We start from the raw sequence: 23,099 nt of genomic DNA, 5'->3' as shown, positions 1-23,099 counted from the left end.
AAGGAACTCAACCATGTCTTTTGTCGGTTTACATATTCATAGTGATTATAGTTTACTAGATGGTGCATCTCAATTACCTCAATTAATTGATCGAGCATTAGAGTTAGGAATGCCTGCGATCGCTGTCACCGATCATGGTGTCATGTATGGGGCAATTGAGTTAATTAAAATTTGTCGAAATAAGAATATTAAACCCATTATTGGCAATGAGATGTATGTAGTTAATGGGGATGTTAATATTCAAGATTCTCGACGGAAAAAATATCATCAAGTCGTCTTGGCAAAAAATACCCAAGGGTATAAAAATTTAGTTAAATTAACAACCATTTCACACCTGCAAGGATTTCAAGGAAAAGGCATTTTTGCACGTCCCTGTATTAATAAAGAGCTATTAGAACAATATCATGAAGGGTTAATTGTTACCAGTGCTTGTTTAGGCGGAGAAATTCCCCAGGCAATTTTACAAGGACGGTATGATGTGGCGCGAAAAGTTGCTCAATGGTATAAAGATGTATTTGGAGAGGATTTTTATTTGGAAATTCAAGATCATGGCTCTCCAGAAGATCGGATGGTTAATGTTGAGATTGTTAATATTAGTCAAGAATTAAATATTAAAATTGTGGCTACAAATGATTCCCATTTTATCTCCTGTAACGATGTGGAAGCCCATGATGCCTTACTTTGTATTAATACCCAGAAGTTAATTAATGAAGATAAACGAATGCGCTATAGCGGTACAGAATATTTAAAATCTGCTGAAGAAATGGCGCAACTATTTCGAGATCATTTATCCGATGACATTATTCAAGAAGCGATTAATAATACCGTAGAAGTTGCCAATAAAGTTGAACCCTATAAGGGTATTTTAGGCGAACCTCGTATTCCTGACTATCCCATTCCTGCCGATCATACAGCCGATACATACTTAGAAGAAGTGACTTGGAAAGGGTTATTAGAACGGATGAATGCTAAAACTCGAAGCGAGATTAAACCTATTTATAAAGAGCGCTTAGAATATGAACTTAAAATGATGCAACAGATGGGGTTTTCGACTTACTTTTTAGTCGTTTGGGATTATATTAAATTTGCCAGAGATAACAATATTCCCGTAGGGCCAGGACGAGGTTCAGCCGCCGGATCATTAGTAGCTTATGCCTTAAAAATTACCAATATTGATCCGGTCTTTCACGGTTTATTATTTGAACGATTTTTGAATCCTGAACGAAAATCGATGCCTGATATTGATACGGATTTCTGTATTGAACGGCGAGACGAAATGATTAAATATGTGACTGATAAATATGGCGAAGATAAGGTGGCTCAAATTATTACCTTTAACCGCATGACCTCTAAAGCCGTGTTAAAAGATGTCGCCAGGGTGTTAGGAATTTCTTATAAAAAATCGGATCAAATGGCAAAATTAATTCCGGTTTCGCGGGGAAAACCGACCCGTTTAAAAGTTATGATTTCCGATCAAAGTCCCGCTCCAGAATTCAAAGAAGCTTATGATAATGAAGATGTTGCCATTCATAATGATGCAGGCGATGAAGTCGGAAGTATTAAAGTTAAACAATGGCTAGATATGGCAATTCGTATCGAAGGAACCAACAAAACCTTCGGAGTTCATGCGGCGGGTGTGGTGATTTCTAAACAACCTTTAGACGAAATTGTTCCCCTCCAACGTAATAATGATGGGGCGGTCATTACTCAATATTATATGGAGGATTTAGAAGCGGTTGGATTATTAAAAATGGATTTTTTGGGTTTAAAAAATTTAACCATGATTCAAAAAGCCGTTGATTATATTGAAGAAAAATATCAGCATAAAATTGATCCTGAAAAACTACCTTCTGATGTAGAAAAGAGAGCGCAAGATGCTTATAAAACCCATAAAAAGTTACCCGAAGATGTATTGAAAACTTATAAATTATTAGAAAAAGGGGATTTAGATGGAATTTTTCAGTTAGAATCTTCTGGGATGATGGATATTGTTAAAAAACTCAAACCTTCCTGTTTAGATGATATTTCTTCTATTTTAGCCCTCTATCGTCCGGGGCCATTAGATGCAGGTTTAATTCCCCAATTTATTGATCGTAAACATGGACGGGATGAAATTCGCTATGATCACCCGATGTTAGAACCGATTTTAAAAGAAACCTATGGAATTTTATGCTTTCAAGAACAAATCATGAAATTAGCTCAAGATTTAGCGGGCTATTCTTTAGGTCAAGCGGACTTATTACGCCGCGCGATGGGGAAGAAAAAAGCGGAAGAAATGCAGAAGCAACGGGAAACCTTTATTGATGGGGCAACGAAAAATGGAGTTCGCCAAGAAATTGCCGAAAAATTGTTTGAACAGATGCTTCAATTCGCTGAATATTGTTTGAGTTATGATACAGAAATTTTAACTGTTGAATATGGGTTAATGCCCATCGGTAAAATTGTTGAGGAAAAAATAGAATGCACCGTTTATACTGTTAATAATCAGGGTTATATCTATACTCAACCTATCGCCCAATGGCACCATCGAGGAGAACAAGAAGTTTTTGAATATTGCCTAGAAGATGGTTCAGTTATTCGAGCAACAAAAGATCATAAATTTATGACCACTCATGGTCAAATGTTACCCATTGATGAAATTTTTGAAAAAGATTTAGAATTAAAACAGATTAACTTAAATTAAAATGAATATAAAAATTTTAAACTATAGCAAGTCTAAATGGATTGTACCCTCATAATCATGGCTGATTATTAATCCTAAGAAATGAACGCAAATCCCTGTGTAGGGGCGAGGCACGTCCCATTGGTGTCAACTTAAGGAAAAGATAGGAGGCGATCACAACGGTTAATGCTAGATGTTATTAGTTATTTAACCTCACAATCGTAATCCTGCTTTTATACAATTCCTTTATACTTGCTATATAATAAATTAAGCCAACCTCAAATGAGGAGAAGTAAGAATGTCAATTACCGCAGAACAACTAGAGGCTTTAATGCCCGATGGAACTCAGGTTGAAAGTGAATATATAGAAATGGAAAGTACCTTACATTATCTCCAGTTGGCATTATTAGTATCTTGCTTAGATTGGTTGTGGAGAGACACAACAAATTATTTTATCGGGGCAAATTTAACGATTTATTTTAGTCGTCAACAACTAAGAAATCGAGACTTTCGAGGGCCGGATTTTTTCTTGGTGAGAAATACTGATAAACGTCCGAGGAAATCTTGGGTGGTTTGGGAAGAAGAAGGGAAATATCCCGATTTAATTATTGAACTGCTTTCCGACTCAACGGCAGAAACCGATAAAACTACTAAAAAAAATTTATATCAAGATCGCTTTAGAACCCAGGAATATTTTTGGTTTTCTCCCGATGATTTAGAATTAGCAGGGTTTAAATTAGTCGGACAGGAATATGAAGAAATTATTCCGAATGCTACCGGATTATTGGAAAGTGAAGTGTTAGGATTATGTCTGGGAATTTATCAAGAAAAACTTCGATATTTTACCCCAGAAGGTGATGTTATTCCGACTCCTGAAGAAGCTGCATTAAAAGCTCAAAATCGGGCTGAATGTTTAGCCGAACAATTACGATCTTTAGGCGTCGAACCTATGGAATAAAAGCATTTTCAAAAGTCTTGTCGAGACGCGCCATGACACGTCTCTACGGGGATTGAAAAATTCTCAAAAAATGGTTAACCCTTGAGTAATGACCCCCTAACCTGCTATGGTAATTATTTGTAACCTTAATTTTCTTAGCAACATCCCTTATAAAATTTCCTATGGTTAGTTTTTTACTCGAAGTGGGTACAGAAGAATTACCAGCAACCTTTGTGGAAACCGCCATTCAACAATGGCAACAAAAAATTTCCGTCAGTCTCAAAGAACAGTTTTTAACCTTTGAGTCCGTTCATGTCTGGGGAACACCACGACGGTTAGCTGTATTAATTGAAGGACTTCCTAGCCACCAACCTGACCGGGAAGAAGAAATTAAAGGCCCCCCAGCATCGACCGCTTTCAAAGACGGCAAACCGACTCCGGCGGCGGAAGGATTCATTAAAAAACAGGGTGTGACTTTAGAAGATCTAGAGATTCGTCCCACTTCTAAAGGGGATTTTGTCTTTGTTTTAAAAAAAATTCCGGGTCGATTAACAGCAGATATTTTAGCAAAATTAACCCTAGAATGGATTAGCAAATTAGAAGGAAAACGATTTATGCGTTGGGGGGATGGAGATTTAAAATTTCCCCGTCCGATTCGCTGGTTAATTACGTTATTGGATGACCAGATTTTACCCGTTACATTAGTTAGTGGTTCCGAAGAAATTAAAAGCGATCGCATTTCCCAAGGACATCGAGTTTTACATCCAGAACCGATTACCATTTCTGAGGCTAAAACCTATGCTGAATCTATTAGGAAAGGGTTTATTGAAGTTGACCCCCAAGAACGGATTCAGACGATTCAAAAAGAAGTTAAAATAGCAGCGAATAGTGTGGGAGGACAGGCAGAAATTACCGAAGATTTATTAGCAGAAGTTGTTAATTTAGTGGAATGGCCGACGGCTGTTGTCGGAACATTTGATCAGGAATTTTTGAATTTACCTGCTGAAGTCATTAAAACGGTCATGGTAACCCATCAACGGTATTTTCCGGTATTAACAACAGAAACTCAAAATTCATTGCTGTTAAAACCCTATTTTATCACGATTTCTAATGGTGATCCCGCTAAATCAGATTTAATTGCAGCCGGAAATGAACGGGTCATTCGGGCGAGGTTAGCGGATGGTCAATTTTTCTATAAGTCGGATTTAAAAACGCCCTTAGAAAGCTATTTACCTGCCTTAGAAGCAGTGACATTTCAAGAGAATTTAGGTTCAGTTCGAGATAAAGTTAATCGCATTGGTAAAATTGCTAACTGGATTGCAGATCAACTGAATGTGAATGAATCAGATCGCAATTTAATTCAACGGGCAGCATTATTATGTAAAGCGGATTTAGTCACCCAAATGGTGTATGAGTTCCCCGAATTGCAAGGGGTAATGGGAGAAAAATATGCGCGTGAAGGGGGAGAACCGGAAGCGGTAGCAACGGCGATTTTTGAACATTATTTACCTCGCAGTGCGACTGATAATTTACCCCAAACTTTAGTCGGTCGAGTGGTGGGTTTAGCGGACAAACTTGATACCTTAGTTAGTATTTTTGGTTTGGGAATGTTACCCACAGGTTCCTCTGATCCTTTTGCCTTACGTCGTGCGGCAAATGCGGTAATTAATATTATTTGGTCGGCAGATTTATCGTTGAATTTATATCAACTTTTGAAACAAATTTCAGCCGATTTTGTCAATACATTTCCTAATGCCATGCTAGGATTAACTCATCAATTAGATGATTTTTTCCTGCAACGGATTAGAACCTTATTACAGGATGAAAAAGCCATTGATTATGATTTAGTCAATGCGGTTTTAGGAGACAATGATCTCGAATATAAAGAACGGGCGTTACAGGATTTATTGGATGTCCGAGATCGAGCGTTATTCCTACAAACTATCCGTAATGATGGCACATTAGATCAAATTTATGAAACCGTTAATCGTTCCACTCGGTTAGCCAAACACGGAGATTTAGGCACCCTAGAATTGCAACCGGACAAAAAGGTTAAACCTGATCTTTTCCAAAAATCTTCTGAACAGGAATTTTATCAAGCATTAGTGCAGTTAGTTCCCAAAACCCAAGCGTCTCAAACAACGCGAAATTATCGTCAATTGGTCGAAGCATTAGCAGAAATTACCCCGAAGGTTAGTAGCTTTTTTGATGGCTCAGAAAGTGTTTTAGTGATGGATGATGATCCAAATATTCAACGTAATCGTTTGAATTTATTGGGATTATTAAGAAATCATGCCCGTGTTTTAGCTGATTTTGGAGCAATTGTCAAAAGTTAAAAATAGGGGTAGGTTGTGAATCTAAACCTGCCCTCTTTATCAAGTACAATCAACGAATTTATACAGGGTATCATTACATTGTCTATGCTCAAAGCTCATGTTATTGGTTTAGGAAAATCTGGAAATGCCGCAGCACGGTTGTTAAAATTGCAAGGGTGGGATGTTAGTTTAAGCGATCGCAACAATTCCTCTCAATTAGAACCCCAAAAACAACAATTAGAAAGCGAAGGAATTGTAGTTAATTTAGGAGAGAATTTTCAACCGGATGAGTCCTTAGATTTAGTGGTGGTTAGTCCTGGGGTTCCTTGGGATATTCCGGGGTTAAAAACCGCCCGAAATTTAGGCATAGAAACCATTGGAGAAATGGAATTAGCTTGGCGAAATCTGCGAGATGTGCCTTGGGTTTGTATTACAGGAACGAATGGAAAAACCACAACAACAGCCCTGACTGCTGCGATATTTCAAGTCGCAGGTTTAAACGCTCCAGCCTGTGGAAATATTGGGTATGCAGCCTGTGAATTAGCCTTACAAGAATACGAAGGAAGCGCTCAACCGTTAGATTGGATTATTGCGGAAGTGAGTAGTTATCAAATCGAATCTTCATCCACTTTAAATCCTAGAATTGCGGTTTGGACAACGTTTACACCGGATCATTTGAATCGTCATTACACCTTAGAACGCTATTATGATATTAAAGCTAAATTATTATATCAATCCCAACAACAAGTAATTAATGGGGATGATCCTTATTTAAGAGAAACGGCTCATCAACGTTGGCTTTCTGCCTGTTGGACAAGTGTTTTAGGACAAGAAAAATTAGTGGCTAATTCTGAACTCGGATTTTATATTGAGAATAATTGGGTGATGCAAAATGGAGAACCCATTGTTCAAGCCGATGCTTTAAAAATGGTGGGAAGTCATAACCAACAAAATCTATTAATGGCTGTTGCTACAGCTAGATTAGCCGGAATTGAAACAGAAGCTATTTGTCATGCTATTTCTAATTTTCCTGGGGTTGCCCATCGTTTAGAACAGATTATGACTTGGCAAGGAATTGATTGGATTAATGATAGTAAAGCCACCAATTATGATGCAGCAGAAGTGGGATTAGCGGCGGTTGATTCTCCGGTGATTTTAATTGCTGGGGGAGAGGCTAAAAAAGGAGATGATACGGCTTGGATTTATAGAATTAAAGAAAAAGTAGCCTCAGTGTTATTAATTGGAGATGCAGCCGAGGCATTTTCTCAACGGTTAAAAGCAGAAAATTACTTTAATTTTGAAATTGTTGAAACCCTGGAAAAAGCTATTCAAAAAGCCTCTGAAATTGCCCCTAAATTAGGAGCAAAAGTTGTGTTATTATCTCCAGCTTGTGCTAGTTTTGATCAATATCAAAGTTTTGAACATCGAGGAGAACATTTCCGTCAGTTGTGTTTAGAATTAAAGGGTTAATATTAATTCAATGTTAATGTAGGGATGTTTCATGAAACGTCTCTACAAGCATGGGATTAAAACCATTAAAAATCAACTGAGAGATAGATAACTTAATCTTTGATGGGGAATAAAATATAAAAAATGCCTCAAACATCAGTTTTATATGCCTAATTTATCAATCAATGATGCCCTTAAAAACGCGGTTCACTCTCTAATCCAAGATTGGATTAATGCTCATCCTTTTATCTCTTGGTTAATTAGCCATCCTGGGATGGGTTTCATTCTCTTTGTATTTTTAATTAGCTTATTTTCGGGATTTTTACAAGCGATTAGTAGTTTATTTAAACAAGGATGGCTATTCATTTTAACCAGTCCTTTTCAACTATTTCAATATAGCTTAATTTGGATTTCTCAATGGATTTTAAACCCTGGCAGACCCTTGAATTCCGAACTTCGTCAAAGTCGCTTATCACAGTTTTTATCAACCCACCCTCAACAACGGATAGAATCACTGAGTTTAGAACAGCAAGAACGGCTGATTATTTTACTACAACACTTAGAGAATATTCATCAAGAACAAAATCAACTCTTGCAAGAAGTCAGCACAATTTTAAACTTAAATCGACGATGAGAAAATCAGTAATCTTTATTGCGGTTCAATTCAAGCCAATTTATTAACCCCATGCTTTTCTAAATCTTCTCAATTGAGTAGCGATGAATTATTATAACAGCAAATCATAGAAAATTAGCTCAAAATCTGTTATAGTTCCCTTTAATTCATAAAAAAATATTCATGAATCAATTTAACGATCCTCCTAATTCCACCTCTAATTTCCCAGAAAAACCCAATTCATCCCCGAATCAAATCTCATTATTAACGGCTATTTGTATTGTCGTTGCGAATATGATTGGAACGGGTGTATTTACCAGTTTGGGGTTCCAAGTCATCGATATTAAATCTGGTTTTGCCATTTTGTTTTTGTGGTTAATTGGCGGTATTTTTGCCCTTTCTGGTGCCCTTTGTTATGGGGAATTAGGAGCAGCAATGCCCCGTTCTGGGGGAGAATATCATTATCTATCTAAAATTTATCATCCTCTGTTGGGGTTTCTCTCTGGATGGGTTTCTGTCACCGTTGGTTTTGCCGCTCCCATTGCCGCCGCAGCGATGGCATTTGGTAAGTATATATCCAGCGTATTTCCTAGTTTAAAGTATCCAATAGTGATCGCTTTAATAGCCGTTATCTTAGTTTCTTTGATTCATAGCCAAACCTTAAAAATTGGCAGTTTATTTCAACAAGGCTTTACGGTTTTAAAAGTGATTCTCATCCTAGTTTTTATTCTATCGGGATTCATCCTAGCCGACCCACAACCGATTCAATTTTTACCTAATATTAATGATTTTAAAGTGATTTTTAGTTCCTCTTTTGCCATTTCTTTAGTCTATGTGACCTATTCCTATTCCGGTTGGAACGCAGCCGTTTATTTAGCGAGTGAACTCCAAGAACCTGAAAAAAACTTACCAAGATCGCTTTTAATTGGCACCTTAATTGTGACAATTTTATATCTACTTCTAAATTTTATTTTTCTCTATACCACACCCATCAACCAATTAGCCGGACAATTAGAAATTGGTTATATTGCAGCCCAACAAATTTTCGGCAACTTCGGGGCAAAATTAATGGGATTATTAATTGGATTTGGGTTAATTTCTTCTATCAGTTCAATGGTATTAGCAGGGCCAAGAGTTACCCAAGTCATCGGAGAAGATATTCCTTTGTTTAAAATTTTATCTCGAAAAAATCTACATGGAATTCCCTATTATGCGATCTGTTTCCAACTTGCAATTGTGATGATTTTAATCATTACAGCCAGCTTTGAAGCCGTAATAACCTATTTAGGATTTACCTTAACCCTATGTTCGGCGATCACCGTTTTAGGGGTTTTTGTTTATCGATTTCGCTATCCTGGTGCGCCCCGTCCCTATCAAACTTGGGGATATCCTATTACCCCAATTATTTTTTTAGGAATTAGCCTTTGGATGCTAATATTTATTTTTCAGGATAAACCTTTAGAATCCTTAGCTGGATTAGGAACAATAGCCTTAGGTTTACCCTTCTATTTTATCGGTGTTCACAAAAAATTAGTATAGTCTATGAAAATCAAAGCCTTATTAGCCCTTATTTTAACGGTTACTGGATTGCAATCTTGTTCTCAAACTCAACCTCAACAAGATATTGAAACACCTCAACCTGAAGTCAGTCAAACGAAAACAACACCACCAATTCCCCCTAAACCTGTTGACTCTTTAGCTAGTTATGACCCAAAAAAAGCTGATAATTTAACCGATACAGCTAAATTGATGGCTGGAATGAAAGTAGATGCCAAAAGCAAACTTTATTCCTTAGAAAAATCAAATTTTTGGATGAATTATCATAATTTTATTGATTCGGCTTGGTCAAAACTCGAAAAACAACAACTGGCGAAAGTCAGTCAATGGTCAGAACAAGAATTAGCGACGATTAATCAATCCAATCCTGAGATTTTTTATCCCTTTAGTGGCCCTGATTTTTTATATGCTTATTTATTTTTTCCCACATCTAAAAAATATGTTCTTACTGCTTTAGAACCCGTTGGAACTCTTCCTGATTTTAATCAATTATCGGAAACTCAACGTAATCAAAAGTTAGCGGATGTTAAAAACTCTCTTTATTCTTTACTTCAGTTTAGCTTTTTTCAAACCAAAGAAATGAAATCTGATTTATCGAATCAAGGCGTTTTACCGTTAATTGTATTCTTTATGGCAAGAACCAATAATAGAATTTTAGATCTACAATATATTGGATTAGATCAAGATGCTAAAATTCAAAAGTTTGAAAAAGGAATGATTCCAGGGGTAAAAATTGATTTTGTTCCTAAAGGGGAAAAACAACCGCGAACATTATATTATTTTTCCGCAGATATTTCCGATGACGGCTTGAAAAAAACACCCCAATACAGCCAATTTGTTAAACAAATTAATCAACCCGTGACCTATCTTAAAGCTGCATCCTATTTAATGCACAGACCCACTTTTTCAGCAATTCGAGAATTAATTCTCGATCAAAGTCAAGCCATTTTACAAGATGATTCTGGGATACCGCTTAAATCCTTTGCAGAAAAACAATGGAATTTAGATTTTTTTGGAACCTATACCGCCCCCATTTCCTTATTTAGTGTTCGTTATCAATCGGATTTAAGGAAAGTTTATCAAACTAATTCTTCTATAAAACCGCTTAATTTTGGAGTCGGTTATAAGTTTGGGGTGAACCAATCCAATATGATGTTAGCGACGAAAAAGGAAAAACCTTAAGGCTAATTGTATCTTAAATACCTGAATAAGAAGGATAAAATTATTAAGAGAAAATGAAAATTTAATTTTAATGTTTCTGAGTTTGTTCAGAAATCCAGTTTAAATAATCCCCCGAACCTTTAATAATCGGTAACGCAATAATTTCAGGGACTTCGTAAGAGTGAAGTTGTTTGATTTTTGTTTCTAACTGCTCAAACTGTCTGAGATCGGTTTTGATCATTAATTGCCATTCATCCTCCTGACATAATTCTGATTTCCAGGTATAAATCGAATGAATAGGCATTAAGCTAACACAAGCCGCCAGTTTTTTTTCAACTAAAGCTTGAGCAATTTTTTCCGCTTCTAACCTAGAACTTGCCGTAACAAGCACTACCGCATAATCTGTTCCCATTGATGTCTGATTAACTCTTTATAATCATGATCTTAACTCAATCGCACACTTTTGAGTATGAGCTTGATATAAATTAGAACAAGTAATCGCTAAATCCAGATAAAGTTTTAAAGATTGAGGTAATTTTGCGCCTTGAAATTGAGTTCCTTCAAGGGTTGCTCCCAATAAAGACGCATCTCTTAAATCGGCATTCCTTAAGTCAGCTTGAGGTAATTTTGCCCAGTTTAAATTAGCCCACATCAGACTCGCTCGTTCTAAATTAGCCCCGGTTAAATCTGCGTTTGTTAACCGAATTCCTCGCATTTGAGCTTTACTAAAGTTAGTATTAATTAAGGTGGCATCTTCTAAATCTGCACCATTAAGCCTAGCTTCACTTAGATTTACACCCTCAAGATTAACTCGACTTAATTTAAGACCATTCATATAAGCTTTTTGCAGATTAGCTCCGTTTAATTCTGCTCCGAATAGGTTGGCTCCACTGAGTTTTGCCGCGATTAAATTCGCCCATTTTAAGTTAACTCCCGTTAAATTTGCTTCTCTTAAATTGGTTAATTGTAAATTTGCCGAGCATAAATTAGCATTAGGGAGTGTGGCGCGTCTTAAATTAGCTCCCGTCAAAATAGCACCGCTCAAATTAGCATTAGGAAGTTTAGCTTTGACTAAAAAAGCACCACTCAAATTGGCTTTACTCAGGTTAGCATCCCCTAATTTTGCTTCGTTCATTTTGGCATAACTGAGATTAGCACGATGCAAACAGGCCCCATTCAATTTGACCCGACTCAGGAAGGCTCGACTAAGGTTGGCTCCCGTCAGGTTCGCTCTGGAAAGGTTAACGCCAATCAAAATCGTACCCGATAGGTCTGCACCTTGGAGGTCTACCTCTGTAAAATTGGTTTCCCCTTCTTCGTACTGCCTCAAGAGTTGGCTGACTAGCATAGATGTATGGCTCCAGTTTCCTTGGCTTGTATTTTCAATATACCCGGAAATCTTAAGAAAGTTTTTATATTTTTGTGTTTAACATTTTTTAATAATTGTCAAAACGAAATTGGGTTTTTCCCCTTGTATTTTGTGGCTATCCCCGTATATGCACTGAATTTTAGGTAATAATTGAATAGATTGTAGAAATTTAACTCCGGGAGAATACTTAATTAATTAAAATTAAATAAACTTTGACTGATAAGAATGCTGTAGCTTACCTGTTAATCAACGAGTGTAAACTTCAGAAAACCCGCTCAATTTAAGTTTAATATTGATACAGGAATCCAACTTGATGAACCAGAAGTTCGCCTTAACACGTTATTAATTTTATCCACCTACTATTTTATGCAGTTCACTGCTAAAATGCTAAAGTCTCAATTGCTTCTATAATAGTGTTTTGATTCACCCAGAGCCAGATTTGAGATGACTCATTCTCCTAATCCTAATTCTGAACCAATTTTACATCCCCGACAACGGTTAAGGCGCATCCTGGTTTGGGGGGGTGTCGGATGCGGAATCACCCTCTTAACAGTGGGAACAACAGCCGCCTGGTTTATTCGATATCGGTTAGCACCCATTATTGGCAGTACCTTAGAAACTATTATACAACGGCCTGTTAATGTCGGCCCCGTTGAAGGATTTACCCTTAATAGTATTCGTTTTGGTCACTCATCTATTCCCCCTACCGCAACAGATACTGATAAAGCTGTAGCGGAAGCCGTAGAAGTTAATTTTTCCCTTTTATCCTTATATAAACCCAAAGTTCAACTGGATATTACATTAGTTAAACCTAATATTTATATCGAAGAAGACGCATCAGGAAATTGGCTAAATACAAAGCTAAATTTAGATCCGAATCCTGCCATTACTTTAGTTTTTAGAACCATTGGCATTGAAAAGGCTCAAATTAATTTAATGCCTTATGAGATTTTGAAAGCTAATTCCCAAGGAACTAAAACGCAAAAACCAATTAAAATTGGGGTTGATCAAGTTAGAGCTAACTTAAGCGAAGATAATGCTCGAATTCAAGCAGATTTAGCTGGAACAATTGGGGATACGGGAACCTTTGCAATTAAGGGAGATGCCTTACTAGAACCAGGCAGAGTAAATGCCCAAATTCAAGCCAATCGTATAGATTTACCCTTAATCGCCTGGTTTGTTTCTACTCCGGGTGTGTCCGTCAAACAAGGGAAATTAAATACAAATTTAAGCGTTAAATTAGAGAATTATAAACCCCTAGATGTTCGAGGAACGTTAAATTTAGATCAAATTAAAGTTGGGGTTGAAAATCTTCCCGATACGGTTAATTTAAGTCAAGCTAAATTGCGATTTGCGGGAACTCAACTGATTATTGATCAGTTTAATACAACAATGGGGGATTTAGCTCTCAATCTGAAGGGATCTGTTTTAACAAATCCTAATTTAGAATTGGCTAAAACTCAAGTTAATTTAGCAGCTAATTTAAAACCTGTTCAAATTTCAACGCTGTTAAAAACTGTAGAAAGAATTCAAGGAGAACCTCTGAAATTACCGTTTCCGATTACGGGAGAATTAAAAGCTGATGTCAACTTAAAAGGCTATTTACAAACCCCTCAAATTTCAGGAACGATTGCTACTACTCAAAAAACGTTAGTTGATCGAATTTATTTTGATACAATTCAAACCGATTTTAATCTATTAGCCAAATTTGATCCCAATTTTAAAATTTTAGCCGATCCGGTTATTGGTATTCAAAATTTATTAATTCAACCATCCGTTGGCGGTTCCGTTAAGGGAAATGGAGAAGTTCAATTAAACGGATTAACGGCATTATTAGGAACCCAACCGGAACTGCTTAAACCCGGTGATAAAGTCATTATCCGTCAACAAAAACCCACTCCGAATCAATCGCTCCCAACCTTACCTCCAAAGCCTGAAATTACAACCCGAAAAGTCGAATTTAATCCGACGGTTAAGTTAGATTTTACTGTAGATAATATTCCAGGGGATGCGATCGCTCAATCCTATGGACTTTTACCAAGTTTTAGAATTGGTAATTTATCCGCAAATGCTCAAGTTTCTGGAAATTTAGACAACTTAAAAGGTGAGGCTAAATTTAGCTTACCCTCGGTGACCTATCCGATGTTGGGTCAAGCTCAATTTGCAGGAACAACGGCGAAAGTACAAGTTGAAATTGCTAACGGTAATCTGAATCTGATTGCTCAAAAAAATAATAATGATATTTGGAACGCTGAAATTTTAGGGAATCAAATTGCAATCACGCCTTTAGTAGATTTAGGCTTATTATTTGCCTCCCTACCCAATGCGACAAAACAACAAATTCAATCGGTTGATTTAACTGATGGTCGTTTGAATCTCGCTGCAAAATTATCAGGAAATTTAAAGGGATTTTCTTTAAATACTTTAATTGCAGATAGTCAAATTCAACTTAATTTTCGGGATAGCACGATTAATGCGATCGCTCAACTGCAAAACGGACTATTTAAAACGGAATTTTCCAGCGATAATTTAGCCTTACCTCGATTAATTAATATTGGATTACCCTTAGCAAATTTACCCCAGACCACAACCGCACAACTGCAAAACTTAGATTTCAGCCAAGGAACTTTACAAATTGCAGGTTCTCTCAACGGAAATATAGAAAATTTTACCCCGAATAGCCTCACGGGAAACGCAAAAACAATAATTAATTTAGGAAATTTAGGGGGAATCATTACCGCCAATAGCCAAATCAATCAAGGACAGTTTAAAGGCGAATTTAACGCCAGAGATATTCAATTAAATCCTTGGATTAATTTAGGCTTACCCCTTGCTAATTTACCCAATAATGTTAAAACTCAAATTCAAACAATTGACCTGCGGAATAGTCGTTTAACTGGGGGGGGAAATATTACCGGAAATTTAGATAACTTAAACCTAAATACGCTAATTGCTAACGCATCAGGACAAGTTAATTTAGGTAATTTTGGCGGTACGATTAATGCAGAAGGACAATTACAAAATAATCAGTTAATAGCTCAAGTCATTACCAATCAAATTCCTCTACAACCTTTAATTAATTTAGGATTACCCTTAGCCAATTTACAACCCAGTTTAGTCGCTGAAATTAACGCTTTAAATTTACAAGGAGGATTTCTCCAAGGTTCAGCTAACTTTCGCGGAAATTTAACCAATTTTTCACCCAATAACTTAATAGCAAGTCTGGATGGACAAGTTAATTTAGGTCAAGGAGGAGGCTTCGTTTTAGCAACTGGAGAAACCCAACAAGGACAATGGAAAGCAGGTTTTAAAGGAGATGAAATTGCCCTTAGTCGGTTCTCTCGGTTAGTCGAATCTCAAATCCCGGAACTCATGGCTAATTTACGTCAAAATGGACTGCTAGACCAAGCAGAAAATATGCCTTTATTACGAGGATTATTAAATACTGAAATCTTGGGACAAGGAAATCTAGCCTCTATTAATCCTAAAACGATCCAAGCTTTAGGCCAATTACAACTAACAGAATTACCGATTATTAAACAACCCTTTGATGCCATTGCGAGTTGGAATGGTCAACAAATTAATATTCAAAAAGCAGAAACCCCAGGATTTTCAACCGATGGGTTTGTTGGGGTTGAATTTCAAGGAAATGGTATTCTCCAACTCTCAAATTTAAACTTAAATGTTCGGGTCAATAATTTTGATTTACAATCTCCCTTAGCTCAAAATATTTTAGCAATTTTACCCCCAGAAGTTACAACCGGAGATAGCCCTTTAGTGGCGGGAATTGTTAATTTTAATGGGAAGTTAACCGGAACCCTTTCCGCCTTAAATTTAAACGGAGATTTAAGATTAAATAATTTTGCCCTGCGGGATGTCACTTTTGATCCCCTTTTAGCAGGAACCGTTAATATTAGTCCCGGTCAGCAGGTAAATGTTGCTTTAGCAGGAGAACAGGATAAAATAGAACTGGTTTTAGATGATAAATACTTACCGATTTCATTCTTAGTTCAACGGGATAAAAGCTTATTAGTCGGACAATCCCAAGGCAATAATTTAAACATTAGTTTAGAACAATTTCCCCTACAAACTTTAAGTTTTTCTCCTTTAGCCCAATTCGATATTGGACTGTTAAAAGGGATAGCATCGGGACAAGTTACAGTTTCTAATTTAGCCAGTTTTAACCTGAATCAAATTGCTGCAACGGGAAATATTATTGTTCAAGAACCCGCTTTAGGATATATTCAAGCGGATTCCTTTAAAGGAAATTTTAATTATCAAAATGGAATTGTAACCTTAACGGATGCTGAACTGAAGAAGGGAATCACTCAAGTTTTAATTAATACTAAAGCCCAGGTTTCTGAAATTTTAGCCAGTCTTTCCGCACCCAATACCCAAAATTTATCAACTGTATCCAATCAATTTGAAGGAACCATTAAAATCCCCCAAGGTAGTTTACAAGATGTCTTAACCGCCTTAAAAATCTTTAATTTAGAAGATTTAGCCAGAGGATTAAAACCCCCTGACTATGCAACAGCTACAGAAGTCGCCCCAGTACCCGTCGGTTTACCAGGAAATCCCACATTATTGCAACAATTACGACGATTTGCAGAAATTCAAGCCATCTTACAACAATCAATTGAAGAAGCCGCGAAGGAACCTTTACCTCCCTTACAAGATTTACAAGGAAAATTTACCGGAGAAATTGCTTTTCAAGGTTCAATTCAATCAGGAATTCAAGCGACTGCAACGGTTAAAGGTGAAGATTGGAACTATGGAAAATATAGGGCTGATCAGTTTCTATTAGACGCTAATTTCGCTGATAATGTTTTACGAGTTGAACCTATACAACTGCGTTCGGGTGCAACATTATATGATTTTCGCGGACAATTAAATTTAGCCAATCAACAACCCTCTGGTCAATTACGAGTTAAAAATATCCGCTTAGAAGAAATTGAAAAAATTGTCGATTTACCGAATGTTGATTTAACCGGACAATTAAATGTGCGGGCGAGTGTTGGGGGAACTTTAGATAATCCCCAAGCATCGGGAGAATTAACTTTATTAGAAGCAACAGTCAATGGTGATCCGGTTCAAGAAGCTCAAAGCAGTTTTAGTTATAATAATGCTCGCTTAAGATTTGGAGGTAGCTTATTAGTTACTGAAGTTGATCCTATTGCTTTTAAAGGAACTCTCCCCTTTAAATTACCCTTTGCTAAAGTCACTCCAGAAAGCGATTTAGTGGATGTGCGAGTGGATATTAAAGATGAAGGGTTAGCGGTGATTAATTTACTGAATCCTGAGTTAAATTGGCAAGAAGGAAAGGGGTTAGTCCAATTAAGAATTAGTGGCAGTTTGCAACAACCAGAAACAGGAGGAATTAAACTCAATCTCAAACCGGAAGGGTTATTTAAAATTCAAGATGCAGTCTTAACCGCCCGCAGTTTAGAACAGTCTATTGTAGGATTAAGTGGAACGGCTTTATTTACAGGCGATCGCATTCAGGTTAAAGAAATTAAAGGGGAATTACAAGGAGATAAAGGAACAGGAAATATCCTCTTAAGTGGCGTTTTACCCGTGTCTTCTCCCTTGGCTGAAACTGATCCCGATCTGCAAACTCCTCTACAATTAAGCTTAGATCAATTAACCCTAAATTTACCCGATCTCTATAAAGGAAATGCTTCCGGTGCTATCACAATTACAGGAACAGCTTTAAAACCCAAATTAGGCGGAGAAGTCGTATTAAGTAAGGGAAGAGTGATTTTACCGTCTCAAGAAACCGCCACCTTACCAACCGATACCCCAGAAACAAATTCTCAATCACCGGTGAATGTCAGTTTAAATGGATTAAAACTTACATTAGCCGATAATATTCAAGTCATGACGCCCCCAATTTTAGATGCTCCTTTAATTAATTTTACTGCCAAAGGAACAATTCAATTGAATGGAAGTTTAGCGAGTATTAATGATATTCGTCCTCAAGGAACCATTGACTTAACGGGAGGACAAGTGAATCTTTATACCAGTCAATTACGATTAGATCGAGGCTATCCTCAACAAGCCATCTTTGTTCCTTCTGAGGGACTCGACCCCATTTTAAACGTTCGCTTAGTCACCCGTGTTCCTGAAGCGGTGCGGTTTGTTTCTCCTCCCTCTGCATTCCCGGCTGAACAAACGGAAGCCTTAAGTCCGTCTCGGTTTGGAACTGTGCGAACGATTCGTATTGTTGCCCTTGTGCGCGGCCCGGCATCGGAAATTAATGATATTATTAAGTTACAAAGTTCTCCGCCTCGTTCTCAAAATGAATTAGTCGCTTTATTGGGTGGAAGTGTGATTCAAGGCATTCAAGATGATAGTACATTAGTATTAGCAAATATTGCCAGCGCGGGATTATTTGGTAAGCTACAGCAGGATATTATTAATGCAACGGGATTAACGGAATTTAGAATTTATCCCTCACGGGTTGCTGAACGAGGTTCGAGTGGAAGAGCTTCAGCATTAGGGGTGGGAATTGAAGTGGGTTTAGATGTAACCAATAATACCTATGTGTCTTTAAGTCGTGTCTTAGCGGCTCATCAACCTTTTCTATTTAATATTAATTATCGTCTGAATGATAATTTATTGTTACGCGGAGCTACAAATTTCGGTAATGAAAGTGAAATTCGGTTTGAGTATGAAACGCGATTTTAAGTTAATTGTTGACTGTTAATAGTTAGTGATTAGTAGAATTTTTAAATCGAGATATCCAGGTTTTACAGGATAAATGGTAATAAATCCTTCTGATAAAGTGGGAGGAAAATTGGCGATCGCTTTTCCCATTTCTTCAATAACAGATTCAGGAACGTGGCGCTGGCGATTTTGATTCCATTGTTTGCAAATTTCTATCGGGGTTTCTAATACCCAAGCCACCCAAGACCGAGAGATTTCAGGAGAAATTAAAGCAATTTTTTCTAATAGTTCGAGTCGCCACTGAGGATAAGCATTAGTCGCATCATAAATAATCGGTTGAGAAGAAGTGATTGCTGCTTCCATTTGTTTTAAAACTTCTGCTTCGATTTCTGACCAATTTCCCTGAATAATTTCCTCCCCATAAAGCTGTTCTCGAATTCGATCTGTAGAAATAATCACACCCTGCGTAATTTCCGCAAGTTGTTGAGCAATCGTTGACTTTCCTGAACCCGGAACCCCAATCATAAAATGACATATCATATTCCATTCAATTAAAAGATTTGGCTGTTTAGGAGATAGAATAGGAAACCGCTATATAGCAAGTCTAAATCAATTTTATAAAATAGTCAGCCTAATTATTAATCCCCAAAAATACTGTGATTTCTAGGTAGGGGCTTGTGTCCTACCTCGCCCCTACGATAATTTTGGAATCAAAACAGTTGTACAATTGATTTAAACTTATATGAAATCTTTAAATACTTGCTACGCATCCGTATTGTGTAGAGACGCGCCATGGCGCGTCTCTACGGGGTATTTAGAGATCATCTATAGATTCATTTAGATTTACGCGATAAAATAGCGATCGCCCCTCTTTAAATCAAGAAGCGATCGCTCAAAAAAATTTATTGTTGGGCTAAAGCCTTGAATTCAAACAACTTACATACTAATAGCAGCACCCGTAGAAGGTGTCGCAGGTTCAGGAGATTTTGACCCTAACATGGTTTGATAAAGTTCGACTAATTGTTGTTCTTGTTCAGCTAAATGTTGTTCAATTTCAGTAAATAATGCCGTTGAAACCGGGTCAGTGGTTTGAACCCGTAAATTAAAAACATCAACAACCCCTGTTTGAATATCCCCTAATGCTCGTTTTGTAACCGCTATATCATCACTAGACTGTAACCAGCTTTTTAACTTCGCATAGGGTTCAGCCATTGCTGACGGTAAACTCGGTTTTTCTCCTAACTCTTGCAAACGAGTTTCTAATTGATCAATATGTCGCCGTTTAAGGGAAATAAAATCCTTCAACATTAACTTTAATTTCAGATAATCTGCTTTTTCGGCATACTGTTCTAAGGCTTCTAAAGAATAGTGTTCCCCCGCTAAAGCTGTATTTAAGGCTTTAGCAATTTCTCCTTTGGTTGAACCTCCCCAAGCATCGGCTAATTTCCACCATTCTGCTAAAGTATTATTTTCATCAGGAAGACCTGCCTGTTTTCCTAAGCCTAATCGGTTTAAAATAGCAGTGGTAAAAATAGCCAAATCTCCCGGTTGACGGGAGGTAATTAAATTTCCATCAACAACTAAAGGCTTATTCAAATAAATCGCCCCAGAATTCATCATATCTTTGCGAATAGATACAAACCCCGTTGCATTTTTTCCGCGTAATAAATCTCCTTCAATTAATACCTGGGGCCCATGACAAACCGCAGCGACCCATTTTCCTTGCTCCATCATCGCCTGCACAAATTTAACTGTATTGGGGTTACAGCGCATTTTATCGGGTGCCATTCCCCCCGGAATAATCACAGCATCAAAGTCTTCTGGACGCGCTTCTGTGGTCGTCCCATCAGCGAAATGAGTCATTTTTCCTTGTTTTCCTTTGTATTTTTCATTCATCCGAGAACCGAGAACAACGGTTTCTGCCTCGGACATTTTAAAGGCATTATAAGGAATTAGAAACTCTGCATCTTCGACTCCATTTTCAATTAAAATTGCAACTCGTTTTTTAGATAAATCGTTATAGTTTAATGCCATGCTATTCTCCTAATGATGATGAATTGACTATTAAAGTTTGAATGAACAATCTGAGCTTTAAAATTGTTTGTTTTGGGGCTGTATAAACTCAATTTATTCATTGAACATTTTGTTAGTTTAAAGAGTTTTAACTCTAAAATTCATCTGTCAAAGGTTGGAGAAATGATGAGACTAGAGTGCGTTGGCTAAATTCCATCAATGATTACCTAGTTCGTGGAAGTTAGCTTACACACCCTACTATTCAGATAAGGCTAATAATTCAGGAACCGTGACAAACCGATAGCCTCGTTTTTGTAATTCAGGAATGATAATCTTTAAGGATTGTATTGTTTGAAACCGATTTCCACCGCCATCGTGCATTAAAACAATATCCCCTGGACGCGCTTGATTTAAAACCCGATCTGCTAAAATTTCAGCCGAAGCTTGTTGATAGTCTTTCGTATCAATTGACCACATAATAATCGCATAGTTTTTACTGCGAGCATACTCCGCCGTTCCATTATCTAAAATGCCTCCAGGAGGACGAAATAACCGGGTTTTTAACCCTGTCATTAACTGTAATTTGGCTGATGTATTTTCAATTTCTGATTTTGCCCGCAAAGGTTCCATTTTGGGATAAGAATGTGTCCAAGTATGATTCCCAACCGCATGACCCGCTTGAACCACTTGTTGCATAATTTCAGGGTATAATAGTAAATTGCGACCTAAAATAAAAAATGTGGCTTTAATATCAAACTGTTGTAAAACCGCTAAAACTTTTAAGGTTTCTAACCAAGGGCCATCATCAAAGGTTAAGGCAATTACTTTTTCTTGATTTCGAGGAGAAACTTGATAAATCGTTTTGCCTTTATAGCGGTCTGGAATTAAAGAATAATAAGGTTTTTCAGGCTTTTTTAAATTGGGAGGGGGGAAAGGTTGTCTGGGGATAAAGGGGTCTGGTTCTCCTAAAGGGGGAATAGGGGGTTTTTCGATGTCATCTTCAGAAGAATTAATCTCGGTTGGAAGAACCTGATTTTGAGTTGACAACGCAACAGGGGGCAAGGATACAGCAACTTGCCCAAAATAAAAGCTAAGAATAAACATTCCACTCACACCACCCAGTAGAATCTGTGGAAACCGTTTAAAATTTGGGGAACCCATGATCAATTTTCAGCGTCAAAATAATCTGACTCTAGTTTAGGAGACTTTTCCTCTAACTCCTGCAAACTCTCCTAAAGTTTGATTAAATATGAGAATGTTCCTGATCAGAAACGATCTCCGGTTTGTTGGGTGTTAATGCGATCGCAAATAAAAACGAAACTAACGGCCCTACAATAAAAATAGCCAATTCTAACCCTGTCATAATGTCTCCCTATGGGTTGTGGGTTTCAGTCAGCCCTATTTCCCTCAGATGCAGTGTTAATTATTAGTTCGGTTGGGAACTGATCTCGGTTGAAAAACCGTTTTTGCATCAGAAAATATGCGAATAATACCCCTGATATTCATCAATATACTATAATCACCCTCATCCAGTTTCCCTCTATACTCTGATAGGTCTTAGTTTCACTCAATCTTTAAATCCAGAGCATAAAGCTTTACCTCAGCTAAATTTTATTAATAAATCTTTACGTTTTGAGCAACTTAACCCCCCGTTAATAAACCAGGGCTGTTTCATGGGTCGGAGGAAAAAAAGCAAAGAAATAGCGATGGCCACCTGATAAAATCAAGAGCGCTCACTTATTCTTTACAAAAATCAAGATACTAACAACTGTAATCACGAGTTCTCGGTAATAATAATTTCCCCTTTCATTCCGGCTTCAGTATGTCCGGGGATAGAACAGCGTAAACTATAAGTTCCGGTTCTGATGGGAACGAATACCCAGGTTGCTTCCCCACCCGGTTTTAATTCTAAATCGTGAATTGCACCTTTAACTTCTAATTTTCCAGACTCAACTTTTTGTGTCCAACTCATATCCGCAAAATCTTTAGCGGTGAAATAATGTTTACCGGGACTCGGATTTTTTAAGATTAATTTATAGGGTTTTCCAGCTTCAAATTGGAAGTGATCCGGGAAAAATTTTAATTCTCCTGATTCATTACTTAAACTAACGGTAACTTCCGTTGCCGGTTGACGGGATAAATCAACCGCAGCGAAAGCAGGTTGAATCTCAATAGAATTCAATTCCAAAATTAGGATCAATAATAAACCTAAACCAACAAAAATTTGTTTAAATAATAATTTAAAATCAAAATTAAATTTTATCATGTTTTTACCCTTTTATTTAAAAAAAAACAGAAATTCTCTAGGTTTCAAAGTTTTGATCTAAACTTTTGGGAGAATTATATCAAGTTTG

Annotated in this window: 14 protein-coding genes; 8 read left to right on the top strand and 6 right to left on the bottom strand. The window is 37.1% G+C overall.

All coding sequences use genetic code 11. The features are described 5' to 3' along the window. Positions 1-13 precede the first annotated feature (13 nt). The 7 genes from PL9214_RS26190 (at position 14) to PL9214_RS26160 (ending at position 10,715) form a co-directional block, all read left to right on the top strand. Complete coding sequence (locus PL9214_RS26190; protein WP_072722217.1) at positions 14-2,683, top strand: DNA polymerase III subunit alpha; 2,670 nt, start codon at positions 14-16, stop codon at positions 2,681-2,683. Between the two features lie 277 nt (positions 2,684-2,960). Further along, complete coding sequence (locus PL9214_RS26185) at positions 2,961-3,620, top strand: Uma2 family endonuclease (RefSeq protein WP_072722216.1); 660 nt, start codon at positions 2,961-2,963, stop codon at positions 3,618-3,620. A 161-nt stretch (positions 3,621-3,781) separates the two neighbouring features. Then, on the top strand, positions 3,782-5,935 hold the full coding sequence (gene glyS / locus PL9214_RS26180) for a glycine--tRNA ligase subunit beta (RefSeq protein WP_072722215.1): 2,154 nt from the start codon (positions 3,782-3,784) through the stop codon (positions 5,933-5,935). Between the two features lie 84 nt (positions 5,936-6,019). Further along, a complete protein-coding gene (gene murD, locus PL9214_RS26175; protein WP_072722214.1) occupies positions 6,020-7,384 on the top strand; it encodes a UDP-N-acetylmuramoyl-L-alanine--D-glutamate ligase in 1,365 nt (454 codons plus the stop codon). A gap of 145 nt (positions 7,385-7,529) precedes the next feature. Next, on the top strand, positions 7,530-7,997 hold the full coding sequence (locus PL9214_RS26170) for a hypothetical protein (RefSeq protein ID WP_072722213.1): 468 nt from the start codon (positions 7,530-7,532) through the stop codon (positions 7,995-7,997). Between the two features lie 162 nt (positions 7,998-8,159). Beyond that, positions 8,160-9,515, top strand: coding sequence for an APC family permease (locus tag PL9214_RS26165; protein WP_072722212.1), 1,356 nt, complete (start codon positions 8,160-8,162; stop codon positions 9,513-9,515). 3 nt (positions 9,516-9,518) lie between these two features. Continuing rightward, positions 9,519-10,715, top strand: a complete 1,197-nt coding sequence (locus tag PL9214_RS26160; protein WP_072722211.1) for a hypothetical protein — start codon at positions 9,519-9,521, stop codon at positions 10,713-10,715. A 67-nt stretch (positions 10,716-10,782) separates the two neighbouring features. On the opposite strand, the gene cutA is transcribed toward PL9214_RS26160, so the two are convergent. Then, positions 10,783-11,106 (bottom strand): divalent-cation tolerance protein CutA, encoded by a 324-nt coding sequence (gene cutA, locus PL9214_RS26155; RefSeq protein WP_072722210.1) that lies wholly within the window; start codon positions 11,104-11,106, stop codon positions 10,783-10,785. Between the two features lie 24 nt (positions 11,107-11,130). Then, the gene (locus PL9214_RS26150; protein ID WP_072722209.1) at positions 11,131-12,042 is read right to left on the bottom strand and encodes a pentapeptide repeat-containing protein; all 912 of its coding nucleotides are present in this window, start codon (positions 12,040-12,042) and stop codon (positions 11,131-11,133) included. Positions 12,043-12,507: 465 nt separating this feature from the next. Here PL9214_RS26150 and PL9214_RS26145 point away from each other — a divergent pair, with 465 nt between their 5' ends. Continuing rightward, positions 12,508-18,753: a translocation/assembly module TamB domain-containing protein gene (locus PL9214_RS26145; protein WP_072722208.1), complete on the top strand. Its 6,246-nt coding sequence runs from the start codon at positions 12,508-12,510 to the stop codon at positions 18,751-18,753. Between the two features lie 15 nt (positions 18,754-18,768). Here the strand turns inward: PL9214_RS26145 and PL9214_RS26140 are convergent, their stop codons facing one another. From PL9214_RS26140 to PL9214_RS26125, 4 genes are all read right to left on the bottom strand, one after another. Then, positions 18,769-19,272: an ATP-binding protein gene (locus PL9214_RS26140; RefSeq protein WP_083580193.1), complete on the bottom strand. Its 504-nt coding sequence runs from the start codon at positions 19,270-19,272 to the stop codon at positions 18,769-18,771. Between the two features lie 396 nt (positions 19,273-19,668). After that, on the bottom strand, positions 19,669-20,766 hold the full coding sequence (locus PL9214_RS26135) for a DJ-1/PfpI/YhbO family deglycase/protease (protein ID WP_072722206.1): 1,098 nt from the start codon (positions 20,764-20,766) through the stop codon (positions 19,669-19,671). Between the two features lie 237 nt (positions 20,767-21,003). Beyond that, entirely contained in the window at positions 21,004-21,906 is a 903-nt protein-coding gene (locus tag PL9214_RS26130) for a polysaccharide deacetylase family protein (protein WP_083580192.1), read from the bottom strand. Between the two features lie 613 nt (positions 21,907-22,519). Further along, positions 22,520-23,011, bottom strand: a complete 492-nt coding sequence (locus tag PL9214_RS26125) for a plastocyanin/azurin family copper-binding protein (RefSeq protein WP_072722205.1) — start codon at positions 23,009-23,011, stop codon at positions 22,520-22,522. Between the last annotated feature and the right edge of the window lie 88 nt (positions 23,012-23,099).

The sequence above is a fragment of the Planktothrix tepida PCC 9214 genome, assembly GCF_900009145.1.
Lineage (GTDB): Bacteria > Cyanobacteriota > Cyanobacteriia > Cyanobacteriales > Microcoleaceae > Planktothrix > Planktothrix tepida.
This window is presented reverse-complemented; position numbering and strand designations above follow the sequence as displayed.